General features: G+C 67.7%; 10 protein-coding genes. 9 read left to right on the top strand and 1 reads right to left on the bottom strand.

The window, feature by feature from the left end; translation table 11 throughout:
• Window positions 1–106: 106 nt before the first annotated feature.
• The 3 genes from J9315_RS11785 to J9315_RS11775 all read left to right on the top strand — a co-directional run bounded on the left by J9315_RS11785 (window position 107) and on the right by J9315_RS11775 (window position 7,120).
• A complete protein-coding gene (locus J9315_RS11785) occupies window positions 107–1,414 on the top strand; it encodes an Nramp family divalent metal transporter (RefSeq protein WP_198498275.1) in 1,308 nt (435 codons plus the stop codon).
• A 100-nt stretch (window positions 1,415–1,514) separates the two neighbouring features.
• The gene (gene hrpA / locus J9315_RS11780; protein WP_198498276.1) at window positions 1,515–5,843 is read left to right on the top strand and encodes an ATP-dependent RNA helicase HrpA; all 4,329 of its coding nucleotides are present in this window, start codon (window positions 1,515–1,517) and stop codon (window positions 5,841–5,843) included.
• A gap of 239 nt (window positions 5,844–6,082) precedes the next feature.
• A complete protein-coding gene (locus J9315_RS11775; protein WP_198498277.1) occupies window positions 6,083–7,120 on the top strand; it encodes a hypothetical protein in 1,038 nt (345 codons plus the stop codon).
• A 285-nt stretch (window positions 7,121–7,405) separates the two neighbouring features.
• Here J9315_RS11775 and J9315_RS11770 read toward each other — a convergent pair whose 3' ends face one another.
• Window positions 7,406–7,786 (bottom strand): hypothetical protein, encoded by a 381-nt coding sequence (locus tag J9315_RS11770; RefSeq protein WP_198498278.1) that lies wholly within the window; start codon window positions 7,784–7,786, stop codon window positions 7,406–7,408.
• A 103-nt stretch (window positions 7,787–7,889) separates the two neighbouring features.
• On the opposite strand from J9315_RS11770, the gene J9315_RS11765 reads away from it, so the two are divergent.
• The 6 genes from J9315_RS11765 to J9315_RS11740 all read left to right on the top strand — a co-directional run bounded on the left by J9315_RS11765 (window position 7,890) and on the right by J9315_RS11740 (window position 15,661).
• Window positions 7,890–9,482 (top strand): peptide chain release factor 3, encoded by a 1,593-nt coding sequence (locus J9315_RS11765; protein ID WP_198498279.1) that lies wholly within the window; start codon window positions 7,890–7,892, stop codon window positions 9,480–9,482.
• A 124-nt stretch (window positions 9,483–9,606) separates the two neighbouring features.
• A complete protein-coding gene (locus J9315_RS11760; RefSeq protein WP_198498280.1) occupies window positions 9,607–10,692 on the top strand; it encodes an inositol-3-phosphate synthase in 1,086 nt (361 codons plus the stop codon).
• Window positions 10,693–11,058: 366 nt separating this feature from the next.
• The gene (locus J9315_RS11755) at window positions 11,059–12,642 is read left to right on the top strand and encodes an AbgT family transporter (protein ID WP_198498281.1); all 1,584 of its coding nucleotides are present in this window, start codon (window positions 11,059–11,061) and stop codon (window positions 12,640–12,642) included.
• 241 nt (window positions 12,643–12,883) lie between these two features.
• Entirely contained in the window at window positions 12,884–13,669 is a 786-nt protein-coding gene (locus tag J9315_RS11750; RefSeq protein ID WP_198500924.1) for a Bax inhibitor-1/YccA family protein, read from the top strand.
• A 36-nt stretch (window positions 13,670–13,705) separates the two neighbouring features.
• Window positions 13,706–14,035, top strand: coding sequence for a hypothetical protein (locus J9315_RS11745; protein ID WP_198498282.1), 330 nt, complete (start codon window positions 13,706–13,708; stop codon window positions 14,033–14,035).
• Between the two features lie 3 nt (window positions 14,036–14,038).
• Complete coding sequence (locus tag J9315_RS11740; protein WP_198498283.1) at window positions 14,039–15,661, top strand: molybdopterin-dependent oxidoreductase; 1,623 nt, start codon at window positions 14,039–14,041, stop codon at window positions 15,659–15,661.
• Window positions 15,662–15,664 lie beyond the last annotated feature (3 nt).

Below are 15,664 nucleotides of genomic sequence, written 5' to 3'. Positions count from 1 at the left end.
GGCAGCACGCGGTCGTGCCTCCGTGCTGACGTAGCATGAACGCAGACCCTGCCGACCGGACCGGTGACGTTCGCGTCGGCAGTGCCGGAGACGACGAAGGAGACGTATGACCGACGGACCGAGCCAACCGCCAGCACCGCCGCAGGACTCCGGTCACGGCACCGTCGGTGAGGCCGAGGGCAGACCGAAGTGGAAGGTCATCGGCCCGGGCCTCGTCGTGGCGGCCACCGGTGTCGGTGCCGCCGACATGGTCGCCACGCTCGTCGCCGGCAGCCGGTACGGCTATGCGCTGCTGTGGGCCGTCATCGTCGGCGTCCTCCTCAAGATCATCCTCGTCGAAGGCGCCGGACGCTACACCCTGGCCACCGGCAAGACGATCTTCGAGGGCTGGCGGTCACTGGGCCGGTGGACGACCTGGTACTTCGGCCCCTACATCATCATCTGGGGCTTCGTCTACGGTGCGACGGCGATGAGTTCGGCGGCCTTGCCGCTGGCCGCGCTCTTCCCCATGGTGCCGCTGACGGTGTGGGCCGTCCTCATGGGGCTCGCCGGCTTCACGATGGTGTGGCTGGGCCGGTACACGGTGTTCGAGAGGATCACCGCGGTCCTCGTCGGGATCATGTTCGTCACCGTCGTCGGCCTCGCCGTCATCGCCGTGCCCAATGTGCCGGAGATGCTCCGCGGCCTCATCCCGCTCATCCCCGACGGCGGGGTCGTCTACACGCTCGCGCTCGCCGGTGGCGTCGGCGGCACGATCACCCTGGCCGCCTACGGGTACTGGCTGCGGGAGAAGGGGTGGATCACGCCCAAGTGGATGCGCGTGATGCGCATCGACAACACGATGGCCTACGTCATGACCGGCATCTTCGTCATCGCGATGCTCATCGTCGGCGCCGAGGTGGTCCGCTCCGCCGGCGTCGCCCTCTCCGCCGGGGATGAGGGACTCCTCGACCTCACCGATGTCCTCAAGGCCCGCTACGGCGACGTCGTCGGCGTCGGCTTCCTCGTCGGATTCTGGGCGGCATCGTTCTCCTCGATCATCGGAGTGTGGAACGGCGTCTCGCTGATGTTCGCCGACTTCTGGGGCCACATGCGCAAGAAGCCCGCCGGGCACCCGGACACGCTGACCGGCGGCAAGTACTTCAAGTTCTACCTCCTGTGGCTGACGTTCCCGCCGATGATCCTCTTCCTCCTCGACCGGCCGATCGGGCTCATCCTGACCTACGGCGTGCTCGGGGCGCTGTTCATGCCGTTCCTCGCCCTCACCCTCCTCGGCCTGCTCAACGGCAAGCGCGTGCCGAAGGAATGGGCGAACCGGTGGCACACGAACCTTGCGCTCGGGATCACCGCACTCCTCTTCCTCATCCTCGGCGTCCAACAGCTCATCGATGCCCTTTCCCCGCTGTGGAGCTGAGATGCCGTGCTGAGGCGCGGCAGCGGCGCTGACGCTGCCGGCCCGGCCGCTCACCGGCTGCGCTGAGGGAGGGCAGGCGGACGATAAGCTGGGAGGTGAGATGGCAGACGAGAACTCGGCAGCACCCGAGCACCAGAACACCTCCCGGAACGACGAGCGCCGTACCGATGAGCGCCCGGTGAGCAGCGAGCGCCCGGCCGATGAGCGCACTCCCAGCGAGCGGTCCCGCGGCAGAAGAGGATCCCGCCGAGGCGGGTCGGCGAAGCGCCGCGGCCGCCGGGGCATGACCGGGGCCGAGCACCGCGAGCGCCGTGCCCGCCTGCGGGAGTCGCGGGCCGCCCACCCCGTGGCGGTGACATACCCGGAGGAACTTCCGGTCAGTGCGGCGAAGGATGAGATCGCCGAGGCGATCCGCGACAACCAGGTCGTCATCATCGCCGGTGAGACCGGGTCGGGCAAGACGACGCAGCTGCCGAAGATCTGCCTCGACCTCGGCCTCGGCGTCGAGGGCATGATCGGTCACACCCAGCCGCGGCGCATCGCCGCGCGCACCGTGGCCGAACGCATCGCCGACGAACTCGGCGAGGACCTCGGGGGCACCGTCGGCTATCAGGTGCGGTTCACCGCGCAGGTCGCCGACGAGACCCGGATCAAGGTGATGACCGACGGCATCCTCCTCTCCGAGCTCTCCCGCGACAAACTGCTGCGCGACTACGAGGTCATCATCATCGACGAGGCGCACGAACGCAGCCTCAACATCGACTTCCTCCTCGGCTACCTCAAAGAGGTGCGCCGGCAGCGGCCCGATCTCAAGATCATCATCACCTCGGCGACGATCGACCCCGAATCCTTCTCGCAGCACTTCGACGACGCCCCGATCATCGAAGTCGAGGGCCGAACCTATCCGGTCGAGGTCCGCTACCGGCCCCTGACCGACGACACCGCCGACGATGACGTCGATGGACCCGGCGAATCCGGGGACTACGAGACCGGGGTCGAGGACCAGATCGACGGCATCATCGCCGCTGTCGACGAACTCAGCGCCGAAGAACCGGGCGACATCCTCGTCTTCCTCTCCGGAGAGCGCGAGATCCGCGACACCGCTGACGCCCTCGAGGCGCATGTGCGGAAGAACCCGCGGATGCGCCAGTGGGAGGTCATCCCGCTCTTCGCCCGGCTCTCGGCCGGTGAGCAGCAGAAGGTCTTCCGACCCCATTCGCGTCCGCGCATCGTCCTCGCCACGAACGTCGCCGAGACGTCCCTGACGGTGCCGGGCATCAAATACGTCATCGACGTCGGCACCGCCCGCATCTCCCGCTACTCCAACCGGACCCGAGTCCAGCGGCTGCCGATCGAGCGGATCTCGCAGGCCAGCGCGAACCAGCGCAAGGGCCGCTCCGGACGGACGAGCGAGGGCATCACAATCCGTCTCTACTCGGAGGCCGACTTCGAGTCCCGGCCGGAGTTCACCGACCCTGAGATCCTGCGGACCAACCTCGCCAGCGTCATCCTCCAGATGGCCGACCTCGGGTTCGCCTCATCCGACGAGGAGATCCTCGGCTTCCCGTTCCTCACCCCGCCCGATGCCAAGGCAGTCCGTGACGGGCGCACGCTCCTCGCCGAACTCGGGGCACTGACGAGTGACAAGTCGGGCGCCATCACGGTGACCCCGACCGGCAGGAAGCTCTCCGTCCTCCCCATCGACCCCAGGCTGGCGCGGATGGTCATCGCCGGTGCCGAGGCCGGGGTAGGGGGAGAGGTCCTCGTCATCGTCGCCGCCCTGTCGATCCAGGATCCGCGCGAGCGCCCCACCGAGGTGCGGGCCGCCGCCGATGAGAAGCACGCCCGGTTCGTCCATCGCGGCAGCGACTTCCTCTCCTACCTCAACCTGTGGAACTACCTCGAGGACGCGCAGGCGTCGATGTCGTCGTCGAAGTTCCGTCGGCAGATGAAGGCCGAGTTCCTCAACTTCGTCCGGATCCGCGAATGGCAGGACCTCGTCGGCCAGCTCCGCTCCCTGCTCGGGTCCGCGGGCATCCGGGTCGACCGTCCGACCTGGCGTCAGGGCGACACCGAGGCGGCTGCCGGCGGAGATGACAGCCGTGCCGGACGAGACGGTGCCGGACACCAGGGGGCGAACCGCCGAGTTCAGGGCCGCGGTCAGGGGGCGGTCGCCTCGGCGAGGACATCGTCTGAGAACCGAAGCGGACAGGGCAAAATCGGGTTCGCCGAGCTCACGGCGGCGAAGAAGCAGGCGAAGAAGGCCCGCGGGGGAGTCGAGCCGGGCCGCGGAGCCGACGCCGCGGCGATGAAGCTCGACCTGCGAGCCGTGGCGATCCACCGGGCGCTGCTCACCGGGCTGCTGTCGATGATCGGGTCGCGCTCGGAGAAGCACAAGGACTACCAGGGGGCGCGCGGCACGCGGTTCGCGATCTTCCCGGGATCGGGGCTGTTCAAGGTCAATCCCGACTTCGTCATGGCCGCCGAGCTCGTCGAGACCTCGCGGCTGTGGGCGCGCACGGTCGCGGCGATCGACCCCGACTGGGTCATCGACGCCGCTGGCGACCTCGTGACCCGGCAGCATTCGGAACCGCACTGGTCGCGGACGGCGGGGGCGGCGATGGTGCACGAGAAGATCGCGCTCTACGGCGTCACGCTCGCCAGCGACAGACGGGTCGGCTACGGCACGATCGATGCGGCCGCGGCCAGGGACATGCTCATCCGCAACGGCCTCATCGACGGTGACTGGCGTGAGCGGTTCGGCTTCCTCGACCACAATGCCGCCGTCGTCGAGGAGGCGGAGGAACTCGCCTCGCGGACCAGGAACCGTCGGGTCCTCGACCAGGACGACGCCCTCTTCGACTTCTACGATGCCAGGATTCCCGCCACGGTCACCTCGGCGGCGGATCTCCGGTCGTGGTGGAAGGGGCAGAAGCGGCGCGATCCGCACCTGCTCGACCTCACGACCGCGGTGCTGCTCAGCGAAGACAGCGAGTCGCTGACCGCCTCGGTGGCTGAGGACTATCCCATGGAATGGGAGCTCGCCGACGGGACGGCGGCGAAGCTGCGCTACTCGTTCGACCCCGGATCGACGGAGGACGGGGTCACCGTCGAGATCCCGGCAGCGGCGGTCCCGCTCGTCGATCCCAACGAGTTCAGCTGGCAGGTGCCGGGTCTGCGCGAGGAGCTCGTCGCCGCCTACATCCGGTCGCTGCCGAAGAACAAGCGACGCTACTTCGTTCCCGCCCCGGACGTCGCGCGGGAGATCCTGCCCGCCCTCACCCCGTATCAGGGGAGCCTTCCCGAGGTGCTCGCCGCCCACCTCAGTGACCGCGCGGGCGGCGGAGGCCTCCAGGACCTCGTGCCGATCACCGTGTCGGCCGACGACTTCGATCGGGAGCGGATTCCCGCGCATCTGCGCATCCGCTTCCGCCTCGTCGACGGGACGAGGACCGTCGGCCTCGGTGAGGACCTCAGCGTGCTGACGAAGACCGCGAAGCCGCAGGTGAAGAAGGCGCGCGTGAAGGCCTCGGCATTCACCGAGAAGCGGGGGCTGACCTCGTGGAGCATCGGGCAGCTGGCGGATCCGGACACCGCCGATGCCGGTGTCGTGCCCGGGCTCGCCGATCGCGGAGAGAGCGTCGACCTCGTCGCCTTCGACACCGCGGTCCAGGCGCGCCTGGCCAGCCGGGAGGCGGTCATCACCCTGCTCAGCCTGGGTGCGGGTGAGGCGCTGAACTATCTGCGGGACGGGCTGACGACGGAGGAGAAGCTCGTCCTCGCCGGGCATCAGAAGCGCTCCGATGAGCTGCTCGCCGCCATCGTGCGCGCCGGCGTGCGCGGCATCGTCGAGTCCGAGCTCGGACCTGCCGAGACGTCGTGGGTCGGCGATGAGGCGGCATTCTCCCGGCTGCGGACTGCGGTGAATGCGCAGATCACCGAGGTCACGGCGACGCTGCTGCCTGCGGTCATCACGGCGCTGCGCCGCGCCACCGAGCTCGAGAAGCTGATGTCGTCGGCGTCGTCGCTGACGATCCTCGCCAATCTCGCCGATGTCCAGGCCTGGACCGGATCACGGGTCAGTGCGGCGGCGATCGCGGCGATGACACCGGCGATGGTGAGCGCTCTGCCGCGGTGGGTCGAGGCGGAGACGGTCCGCATCGGCGCCATGCAGGACTCTCCGATGCGTGATCGTCAGCTCATGGATCGGGTGACCGGCAGCGCCGAGGCGGTCGCGAAGAAGCTCGCGACCCGTTTCCCGGGACTGGGATCCGAGCCGTGGAACCGGTGGCTCGTCGCGGTGCCGAGTGAGTGGCGAGCGGTGCTCGTCCAGCTCGAGGAGCTGCGCGTCAGCCTCTACGCGAACGGCTTGGGCACCCCGCAGCCGGTCTCGGAGAAGCGCATCGCGAAGGCCCTGGCCCTGCTGTAGCCGGTCGCCGTTCGTCGTTCGCGGGTCGGCCTCAGTGAGCGACGGCGCTTCGGTGGTCGTGCGTCTCGGGGTCCTCTGGCCCCGGTGCGAGCGACCCATCCCGCACGTGGAGTTGCACACACACCGCGTGCACGGGGTGTGTGTCGTGCTCCGGGTAGTTCTCGCGAAGCTGCGCGGTGTGTGCGGAGCTCAGCGGTGTGCATCGCGCGCCGAGGTGGGTGTGGCGTTAGAGTGAAGTCGTGAGCGATCGTTTGACTCGAGCGAAGGCAATCGCCGATGAACTGGCTGCGCTGGACGACGAGGAAACGATGGACCTCCTCTACGGTTCACGAGTGGTCGGTGTCGGCATCGGAGGCACGACAAGGGTTGCGCAGTTTCGAGGGTCGAAGGTTTTCATCAAGCAGATGCCGCTCACCGCTGAGCAGAATCTCGCTCCCACTGCGACACGGAGCTGGCTCGATCTGCCTGTCACCAGTCACTACGGTCTCGTCAGTCCTTCGCACGGCGTCGGAAGAGAGCTGGCTGCTCATCAGCTCACCTCTGCTTGGGTGTGGGAACGCGAGGCCGACTTCTTCCCGCTGCTGCTGGACTGGCGCATTGCGGATGTCACTTGCGATGTCGACTTCAGTGAGTTCGATGTCGCAGAGGTCCGTCAACGGTGGGGGAGATATTGGCCGAAGATCCGAAGAGAGATCGATTCCCTCCGAGCGTCACGCAGCAGCCTGCTGCTCGTGCTCGAATATGTTCCAGAGACGTTGGCATCGTGGCTGCGCAGCAGCGTCGCCTCCCGGCGAGCAGGAACCATATTCTCCGACGCCGTCGCCCAAATCCTCGAGGCGACGACGTGGATGAAGTCGCGACATTTCCAGCACTTCGATCTGCATCCGGGCAACATTCTGGTTCGCGATGGCACGCTGCTATTCAGCGATTTCGGATTGGCTCTTCACTCATCCTTCGTTCTCAGCTCCGCAGAAGAGAACGCGATGTCCGCGCATGGCGACTTTGATCGTGACACCGCCCTCATGCACCTGTTCCACTGGCTGCTCTATGAAATGGGATTTGAATCGCGGGAGCAGAGGTTGAAGCTTCTGCGGTCATTTGCGAACGGTTCTCGGCAGATCGTGCCCGACCCGGTGCGCGAGGCGCTCGGCGACAGCGCGGGGCTCCTGATGGACCATGCACACACTGTTGTCGCCATGACGGACATGTACGACGCTCTGGTCGTCGATGTGACCGCGACAGACTACGGCCGAACGACCCGGGCGACGCGCTGGTGAAGCCGCAGGTGGCCTGTTGCGTCGGTGCGATCGACCCATCACGCACGTGGAGTTGCATGCACACCGCGTGCACGGGGTGCGTGTCGTGCTCAGGGTAGTTCTCGTGAAGCCGCGCGGTGTGTGTGGTGCTCAGCGGTGTGCATCGCGCGCCGAGGCGGGAGTGGAGCTCCGGGTGGCGTGTGACGCTTCGGGTAGTGCGCAGTGCGCCGCAGGCGTCCGGACGCCGCCGGGGTCCGAGCGCCGCAACGATCCCGACGTCGCGAGGCCTCCGGCGGTCCGCCGGAGCTACATCGGGGCGGGGTTGCCGGTGAGGTATCCGGCGAACAGCCACCACAGGGGCAGTGCCGCGGCGACGAGGAGCGCTGCGGCCGCCCAGGAGATCCGCCAGCGCCAGGTGCGGCGGCGCGAACCGATGAAGAGGAACGCGATCCACAGCAGCACGCAGAGGGCACCCGAGAGGCTGAGGAAGACGATTCCGACGACGTCCCACCCTGTGGTGCCGAGATCGAACATGAACTTCGCGATCTGCGCGATCGACAGGGAGAAGAGCACCGCCAGCGCGAGCAGCGGGACTCCGAGGACGCCGGCGATGATGAGCGGGGAGGCCTTGAGCCACCGCTCCTTCGGCTCCGACCGGCCGGCGTAGTCAACGTATTCCTCAGTCATCGCCACTCAGCCTAAGCGGACTCTCCGAAAGGAGCCTGGGATCACGGTCGACTGTGACTGATCGGACAGGGACTCCCAGCCCGATCGGCGGTAGGATATTTTGGTGACTTCTGGCCAATATTCTGACAAAGAGATCCGCACGCAGGCGGCGCGTCGCCGCACCTTCGCAGTGATCTCGCACCCGGACGCCGGCAAATCGACGACCACCGAGGCGCTCGCCCTCCACGCGAAGGCGATCGGTCAGGCCGGAGCCACCCACGGCAAGGCGGGCCGCCGCGCGACCGTCTCCGACTGGATGCAGATGGAGCAGGACCGCGGCATCTCGATCTCCTCGGCCGCCCTCCAGTTCGAGTATCGCGACGCGGTCTTCAACCTCGTCGACACCCCCGGCCACGCGGACTTCTCCGAGGACACCTACCGCGTCCTCTCCGCCGTCGACTGCGCGGTCATGCTCATCGACGCCGCGAAGGGCCTCGAGTCGCAGACGATGAAGCTCTTCGAAGTCTGCGCCCACCGCAACATCCCGATCATCACCGTCGTCAACAAGTGGGACCGCCCGGGCCTCGACCCGCTCGCCCTCATGGACGAGGTCCACGAGCGCACCGGCCTCCTGCCGACGCCGATCACCTGGCCGGTCGGCCATTCCGGTGACTTCCGCGGCGTCCTCGACCGTGTCACCGGCGAGTACACGAAGTACACGCGCACCGACGGCGGCGCGACGATCGCCGGTGAGGAGACCCTGTCGGCAGACGCCGCCGCTGAGCTCGAAGGCGATGCGTGGACGACGGCGGTCGACGAATCCGAGCTCCTCGACATGGAGGACCAGAACCACGACCAGGCGACGTTCCTCGCCGGCAAGTCGACGCCGGTGATGTTCGCCTCGGCGGTGCTCAACTTCGGCATCCACAAGCTCCTCGACATGCTCGTCGATCTCGCTCCGGCCGCCGAGGCGCGCGAGGACAAGGACGACAACCCCCGTGACGTCGACGCCCCCTTCTCCGGGTTCGTCTTCAAGGTGCAGGCCGGCATGGATTCCAACCACCGCGACCGTCTCGCCTACATCCGGGTGTGCTCGGGCGTGTTCGAACGCGGCAGCGTGCTCACACATTCGGCCACCGGCAAGCCGTTCGCGACGAAGTACGCGCAGCAGGTCTTCGGCCGTGACCGCGACGTCGTCGACGAAGCGTTCCCCGGGGATGTCGTCGGCCTCGTCAACGCCAGCGCGCTGCGCGTCGGCGATTCGCTCTACCTCGACAAGAAGGTCGAGTTCCCCGGCATCCCGACGTTCTCGCCCGAGCACTTCATGGTCATCCGCGCCAAGGACTCCTCGAAGTACAAGCAGTTCCGGCGCGGCATCGAACAGCTCGACCACGAAGGCGTCATCCAGGTGCTGCGCTCGGACCTGCGCGGCGACCAGGCACCGGTCCTCGGGGCCGTCGGTCCGATGCAGTTCGAAGTCGCCGAGGACCGGATGAACAACGAGTTCAACGCCCCGTGCTCGCTCGAACGCCTCAACTTCTCCCTCGCCCGGCGCACCACCCCTGAGTGCGTGCCGACCCTGGCCCGGGAGCGCAACGTCGAGGTGCTCAGCCGCTCCGACGGCGAGCTGCTCGCGCTGTTCTCCGACCGCTGGCGCCTGCAGGGTGTGCAGAAGAACCACCCCGACCTCGTGCTCGAACCGCTCGTCGTCAGCTGACGAGGCCCCGGCGCGGACGGGTGCTCCGCGGTTTTGACGTGATCACTAAGATGGATATTCGGGTTCGCGCGCACGCGCAGCAGCCCGGACTGCGGGGAGACCCGAGAGGACAGAAGGAGAGTTCGTGGGAACGAAGAAGATTCGAGTCGCCATCGCCGGTCTCGGCAACTGTGCGTCGTCGCTGATCCAGGGTGTCGAGTACTACCGGGATGCTGCCCCCGGCACGAAGGTTCCCGGACTCATGCACGTGGAATTCGGCGACTATCACGTCGGTGATCTCGACTTCGTCGCCGCGTTCGACGTCGACGGCAAGAAGGTCGGCACCGACATCGCCGAGGCGATCACCGCGAGTGAGAACAACACGATCACCATCGCCGAGGTGCCCCCGACCGGTGTGACCGTCCAGCGCGGTCCCACGCTCGACGGCCTCGGACAGTACTACCGCGAGACGATCGTCGAGTCCGACACCGACCCCGTCGATGTCGCCCAGGCCCTGCGCGACGCCGAGGCCGACGTCCTCGTCTGCTACCTGCCCGTCGGCTCCCAGGAAGCCACCGAGTACTACGCCCAGGCCGCGATCGACGCGAAGGTTGCCTTCGTCAACGCCCTGCCCGTCTTCATCGCCGGGACGAAGGAATGGGACGAGAAGTTCCGCGCCGCCGGGGTGCCGATCGTCGGTGACGACATCAAGTCCCAGATCGGTGCGACGATCACCCACCGCGTCATGGCGAAGCTCTTCGAGGACCGCGGCGTCGTCCTCGACCGGACCTACCAGCTCAACGTCGGCGGCAACATGGACTTCAAGAACATGCTCGAACGCCAGCGCCTCGAGTCGAAGAAGATCTCGAAGACCCAGGCCGTGACCTCGAACACCCAGGCCGAGCTCTCCGCCCGCGACGTCCACATCGGCCCCAGCGACTACGTCGAATGGCTCGATGACCGCAAGTGGGCGTTCGTCCGCCTCGAGGGCCGCAACTTCGGCGACGCCCCCGTCTCCCTCGAATACAAGCTCGAGGTCTGGGACTCCCCGAACTCCGCCGGCGTCATCATCGACGCCGTGCGCGCCGCGAAGATCGGCCTCGACCGCGGTGTCGGCGGTGCGCTGATCTCAGCCTCGTCGTACTTCATGAAGTCCCCGCCGGAGCAGAAGAGCGACGACGCGGCGCATGAGGCCGTCGAAGCCTTCATCCGCGGAGACATCGAGCGCTGACCGTCCCGGCGCCGCACCGCGTCGCGTCGTACAGCACGGATGCCGGCTACCCCGCCAGGGTGGCCGGCATCCGTGCATCTGCTCGACAGCGTCCGACATCCGGCGCCCGGCGTCCCGCCCGCTCCGGCACGACGCCTGGCGCCCGACGTCCCCACCGTCTCCCGCACGACGCCTGGCGCCCGACGTCCCCACCTCCTCCGGCACGACCCCGGCCGAGCGGGCGGATCCGACCGCATGCGTCCCGGCAGTCAACCGAATCCTGGTATCTTGTCTCAGTGACTGCGCTCACAGGATGACGTCATCCGCCGAGTGCAGTCGGCCGCAGAGTGCCGCCGCGCGCACCGCCGACCCGAACCAGGAGACACCATGTCGACGAGAACAGCCGACACCGACACCCAGGCGCAGAGCCCCGACCGACTGAGCTGGCTGATGCGCGTGCTCGTCGTCATCGAGAAGGCCGGCAACAAGCTGCCGCATCCCTTCTGGCTCTTCCTCTCCCTCGCCGTCGTCGTCATGATCCTCTCGGCGATCTTCTCGGCCACCGGGCTCAGCGCCGTCAACCCGGCCACGGGGGAGACGGTGTCGGTGACGAACCTCTTCACGACGGAATCCCTGCGGGAGATCGTCGGCGGGGCCGTGATGAACTTCGTGACGTTCCCGCCCCTCGGGCTCGTCATCATCGTCCTCCTCGGCGTCGCCGTGGCCGAACAGTCCGGTCTCATCCCGGCGATGCTGCGCGGCACGATCGCCGGGGCCTCGCCGAAGTGGATCACCTTCATCGTCGCCCTCGCCGGCACCGCCTCGTCGATCGCCTCCGACGCCTCATACATGATCATGATCCCGCTCGGCGGACTCGCGTTCCGGGCCGTGGGCCGCAACCCGCTGCTCGGCTGCATCGTCGCCTACGCAGCGACCTCCGGCGGGTACTCGGCCGCACCGATGGTCAACGCGATGGACACCGTCCTCGGTGGTCTCTCCACCTCGGCGGCGCAGATCATCGACCCCGAATACGTCGTCAGCCCCGTCGCGAACTTCTACTTCAACTTCGTCTCGATGTTCGTCGTCGCCGGTGCCATCACCCTCGTCACCGAACTCCTCCTGTCCAAGCGCGCCGACGCGATGGTCCTCGACGAGCCCGATGAGAACGATCCGGACGTCTTCGACGTCAAGATGGCACTCGACGCCAAGGAGAAGCGCGGCGTCCTCTTCGCCGTCATCACGATCGTCGTCTGCGCGGTCATCCTCTTCCTCCTCGCCCTGCCCGCCGATTCGTTCCTCCGCGACGAAGCCGGCGGCTTCGGACCCGAATCCGGCCTCATGGCCGGCATCGCCGCGATCATCGGCTTCGGCTTCTTCATCGTCGGCATCGTCTACGGGTACGCGACCGGGTCGATCACGAAGGTCTCCGACATCCCGGAGATGATGGGCAAGGGGCTGCTGCCGTTCGTGCCCGTCATCGTCCTCTTCTTCGCCGCCAGCCAGTTCCTCGCCCTCTTCAAGATGTCGAGCCTCGGTGAGATCCTCGCGATCCGGGGAGCCGACCTCTTCGGCTCGCTCGAGACGAGCACCTTCGTCATCCTGCTCGGCGGCTGGCTGCTCGTCGCCCTCGGCGCGCTCTTCCTCACCTCCGGGTCGGGTCTGTGGACGCTCATGGCCCCGGTCCTCGTGCCGATGTTCATGCTCCTGTCGATCTCCCCGGAGACGACGCAGGCGCTCTACCGGATCGGCGATTCGACGACGAACATCATCTCCCCGATGTCGCCGTACTTCGTCGTCGTCCTCGGCTTCATCCAGCGGTACAAGAAGGACGCGGGCATCGGCACGCTGCTGTCGTTCACGATCCCGCTCTCGTTCACGATGTTCCTCTTCTGGGGTCTGCTCTTCTTCATCTGGTGGTTCACCGGCATCCCGTGGGGTCCCGGCGCGGCCATGGACTACTCGATGAACTGAGCCCCCACCTCGCCGAGGCGGTCCACCGCAGCCATTCGCGCGCCGGGGACGGCCGGGCGTCGTACCGGCAGCGGAATACCCGGGTCGGCAGAAGTGTTGCAATCATGCAACGCTCTGTCCCCGGACCCCGCAGTCCTCAGTGACCGTCCAGGTGATCCGGCTAGACTGGCAAGCGACGTTCGACTCGCCAGACGGCGAGACCACTACTCAGATCGAAAGGATCTCGACCGTGAGTAACCCCATGATGGACCGCACCATCAGAGAAGGCGTCCAAGCCGGACGCAACCAGCAGCCGGTCATGTCCGACCAGCAGCTCAACGACCTGTTCAACCAGCCGGCAGCGCAGGAGCGCAACACCGGTCGTCCCGTCGACGACCGGGCGATGACGTACGACGACGTCATGATGAAGACGGGCATCCTCTTCGCGATCCTCCTCGCCGGCGCCGTCCTCGGATGGTTCGTGCCCGTGCTCGCCTTCCCGGCGATGCTCATCGGCCTCGTCCTCGGTCTCGTCAACGCGTTCAAGCGCGAACCGAACAAGGGCCTCATCATCGGCTACGCCGCGTTCCAGGGCGTGTTCCTCGGCGGCATCTCCGCGATCTTCGAAGCCCAGTGGGACGGCATCGTCCTCCAGGCCGTGCTCGCGACGCTGTCCGTCTTCGGTGTCATGCTCGCCCTCTTCAAGTTCAAGGGTGTGCGCTACGGCTCGAAGATGATGAAGTTCATGCTCATCGCCGTCGGCGGCTACGCCGTGTTCTCGCTCATCAACTTCGGCTTCGCCCTCTTCACCGGCACCGGCGGCGCCCGCTCGATCGAGATCTTCGGCATCCCGCTGGGCATCGTCATCGGCATCGTCGCGACCGTGCTCGCCGCGATGACCCTGATCATGGACTTCCAGATGATCGAGGAAGGCGTCAAGCAGCGCATTCCCGAGCGCTTCTCGTGGCTGTGCGCGTTCTCGCTCATGACCACGCTCGTCTGGCTCTACATCGAAATCCTGCGCCTCCTCTCCTACTTCAGGAACTGAGGCCTGCGCGCCGAATCCGGCGCGTAGGATGAGCACATGAACGACACGACGGCGGACCTCGACACCGAGGTCCGCCGTCTGCGTATCCGCATCATCGGCCTCACCCCCACCCAGCTCGTGCAGGTCGGGGAGTCCGCGGCGGGGACGCGGAGGCAGACCATCGCCGAGGCGCTCGCGGAGTTCTCGCGGATCGGCTCGGCGGGGCGCCCGGTGCCCGATATCGGCGACCACAGTCTCGCCGATCAGGTCGTCGTCCTCATCGACACCGGGATCGCCGCCGCGAAGACCCTGCCGCCCGCACGGGGGCAGGAGATGCTCGAGCGTCTCCACACCGCCGCCGTCGACCTCCGTCGGAACCTGGCCTAGACCATGGCCGGCCGCCGCACGCTCGTCTTCGCCACCGCCGGCGCGGTCGCCGCCCTCGTCTACTTCGGCGCCTCCGAGTTCCTCGCCGGGGTGCTCTCGACCGCCTCGGCGCCGCTGCTCGTCTTCGGGCAGACGCTCATCCCGCTCATGCCGACGGTGCTCATCAAGGCCGCCATCGCGGTGTTCGGGACGCATGACAAACTCGCCCTCATCATCACGATCGCCGCCGTCGGCGTCATCGTCGGCGGCCTCATCGGTCTGCTCGGGCGCACCCGGCGGGGACTCTCACTCGTCCTCCTCGCCGGTCTCGGGGTCCTCCCGATCGTGCTGCTCTTCACGACGGGCGGAACGCTGCTCGACTTCGCTCCCGCGCTCGGCGGCGTGCTGCTCGGCTGCGCCGTCTACCTCGGGCTGCTGCGCCTCGGCGCTCCGGAGCCGGCCCTGGTCGCGGCCGCGCCGGAGCAGACGCACCTCGTCGGGGTCGGTCCCGGCGGGACCGGTCTGTCCGACGCGGTTCCACCTGCCGGCGCCCCGCCGACCGACGCCGGGCCGGATCGGCGGATGTTCTTCGGCATCGCCGCGGGTCTGAGCGCCCTCGGCATCGCCGCGATCGCCGCCGGGCAGTCGGCGGCGGTGCTCGCACGGAATGCGGCAGGCACGGTCACCCGGCTCGTCCTGCCGCGCCCGGCCTCCTCGGCGCCTCCGGTCCCGGACGGTGCCGAGCTCGACATCGAGGACCTCGCGCCGATCGTCACCCCGAATGCGGAGTTCTACCGCATCGACACGGCCCTCGTCCCGCCCGCGGTCGCCGCGGATTCGTGGTCGCTGCGCATCCACGGCATGGTCGACCGGGAGGTGACGGTGACGATGGAGGAGCTCCTCGGCCTCCCGCTCGAAGAGCACTATGTGACGCTGACCTGCGTGTCGAACGAGGTCGGCGGCGACCTCATCGGGAACGCGAAATGGCTGGGCTACCCGATCCGCGAACTCCTCGCCCGGGCCGGTCCGCAGGCAGGCGCGGACATGGTGCTGTCGGGATCCGATGACGGCTTCACCGCCTCGACGCCGCTCGAGGTCCTCACCGACGACCGCGCCGCCCTGCTGGCCGTGGGGATGAATGGTGAGCCCCTGCCGCGCGACCACGGCTTTCCCGCCCGCCTCGTCGTGCCCGGGCTCTACGGGTTCGTGTCTGCGACGAAATGGGTGACGAGTCTCGAGGTCACTCGGTTCGCCGACAAGCAGGCGTACTGGACGACGCGCGGCTGGTCGACCCACGGACCCGTGCTCGTGGCCTCCCGCGTCGACGTGCCCCGGGCCGGGTCGACCGTGGCGGCACAGGACGGGCGAGTCGTGACCGCGGGCATGGCGTGGGCGCAGCATTCCGGGATCGAGCAGGTGCAGGTGCGCATCGACAACGGCGACTGGAACACCGCCGAACTCAGCGAGGAGCTCACCGTCGACACGTGGCGGCAGTGGCGGTTCGTCTTCACCGGAGTCGCACCCGGGTCGCACACGGTGACTGTGCGGGCGACGGACAAGGACGGCAACGTCCAGATCTCCGACCGCAGGCCGGCGATCCCCGGCAGTGCGACGGGTCTGCACGACCGGGACTTCCGCGTCGACTAGGAC

It is taken from the genome of Brevibacterium sp. W7.2 (assembly GCF_018137945.1).
GTDB classification, from domain to species: Bacteria; Actinomycetota; Actinomycetes; order Actinomycetales; family Brevibacteriaceae; genus Brevibacterium; species Brevibacterium sanguinis.
This window is presented reverse-complemented; position numbering and strand designations above follow the sequence as displayed.

Excerpts from the sequence above, each read along its gene's own strand:
- J9315_RS11785 (WP_198498275.1), top strand. The coding sequence starts at position 107 with ATGACCGACGGACCGAGCCAACCGCCAGCACCGCCGCAGGACTCCGGT.
- hrpA (WP_198498276.1), top strand. The coding sequence starts at position 1,515 with ATGGCAGACGAGAACTCGGCAGCACCCGAGCACCAGAACACCTCCCGG.
- J9315_RS11770 (WP_198498278.1), bottom strand. The coding sequence starts at position 7,786 with ATGACTGAGGAATACGTTGACTACGCCGGCCGGTCGGAGCCGAAGGAG.
- J9315_RS11755 (WP_198498281.1), top strand. The coding sequence starts at position 11,059 with ATGTCGACGAGAACAGCCGACACCGACACCCAGGCGCAGAGCCCCGAC.
- J9315_RS11750 (WP_198500924.1), top strand. The coding sequence starts at position 12,884 with ATGATGGACCGCACCATCAGAGAAGGCGTCCAAGCCGGACGCAACCAG.
- J9315_RS11745 (WP_198498282.1), top strand. The coding sequence starts at position 13,706 with ATGAACGACACGACGGCGGACCTCGACACCGAGGTCCGCCGTCTGCGT.
- J9315_RS11740 (WP_198498283.1), top strand. The coding sequence starts at position 14,039 with ATGGCCGGCCGCCGCACGCTCGTCTTCGCCACCGCCGGCGCGGTCGCC.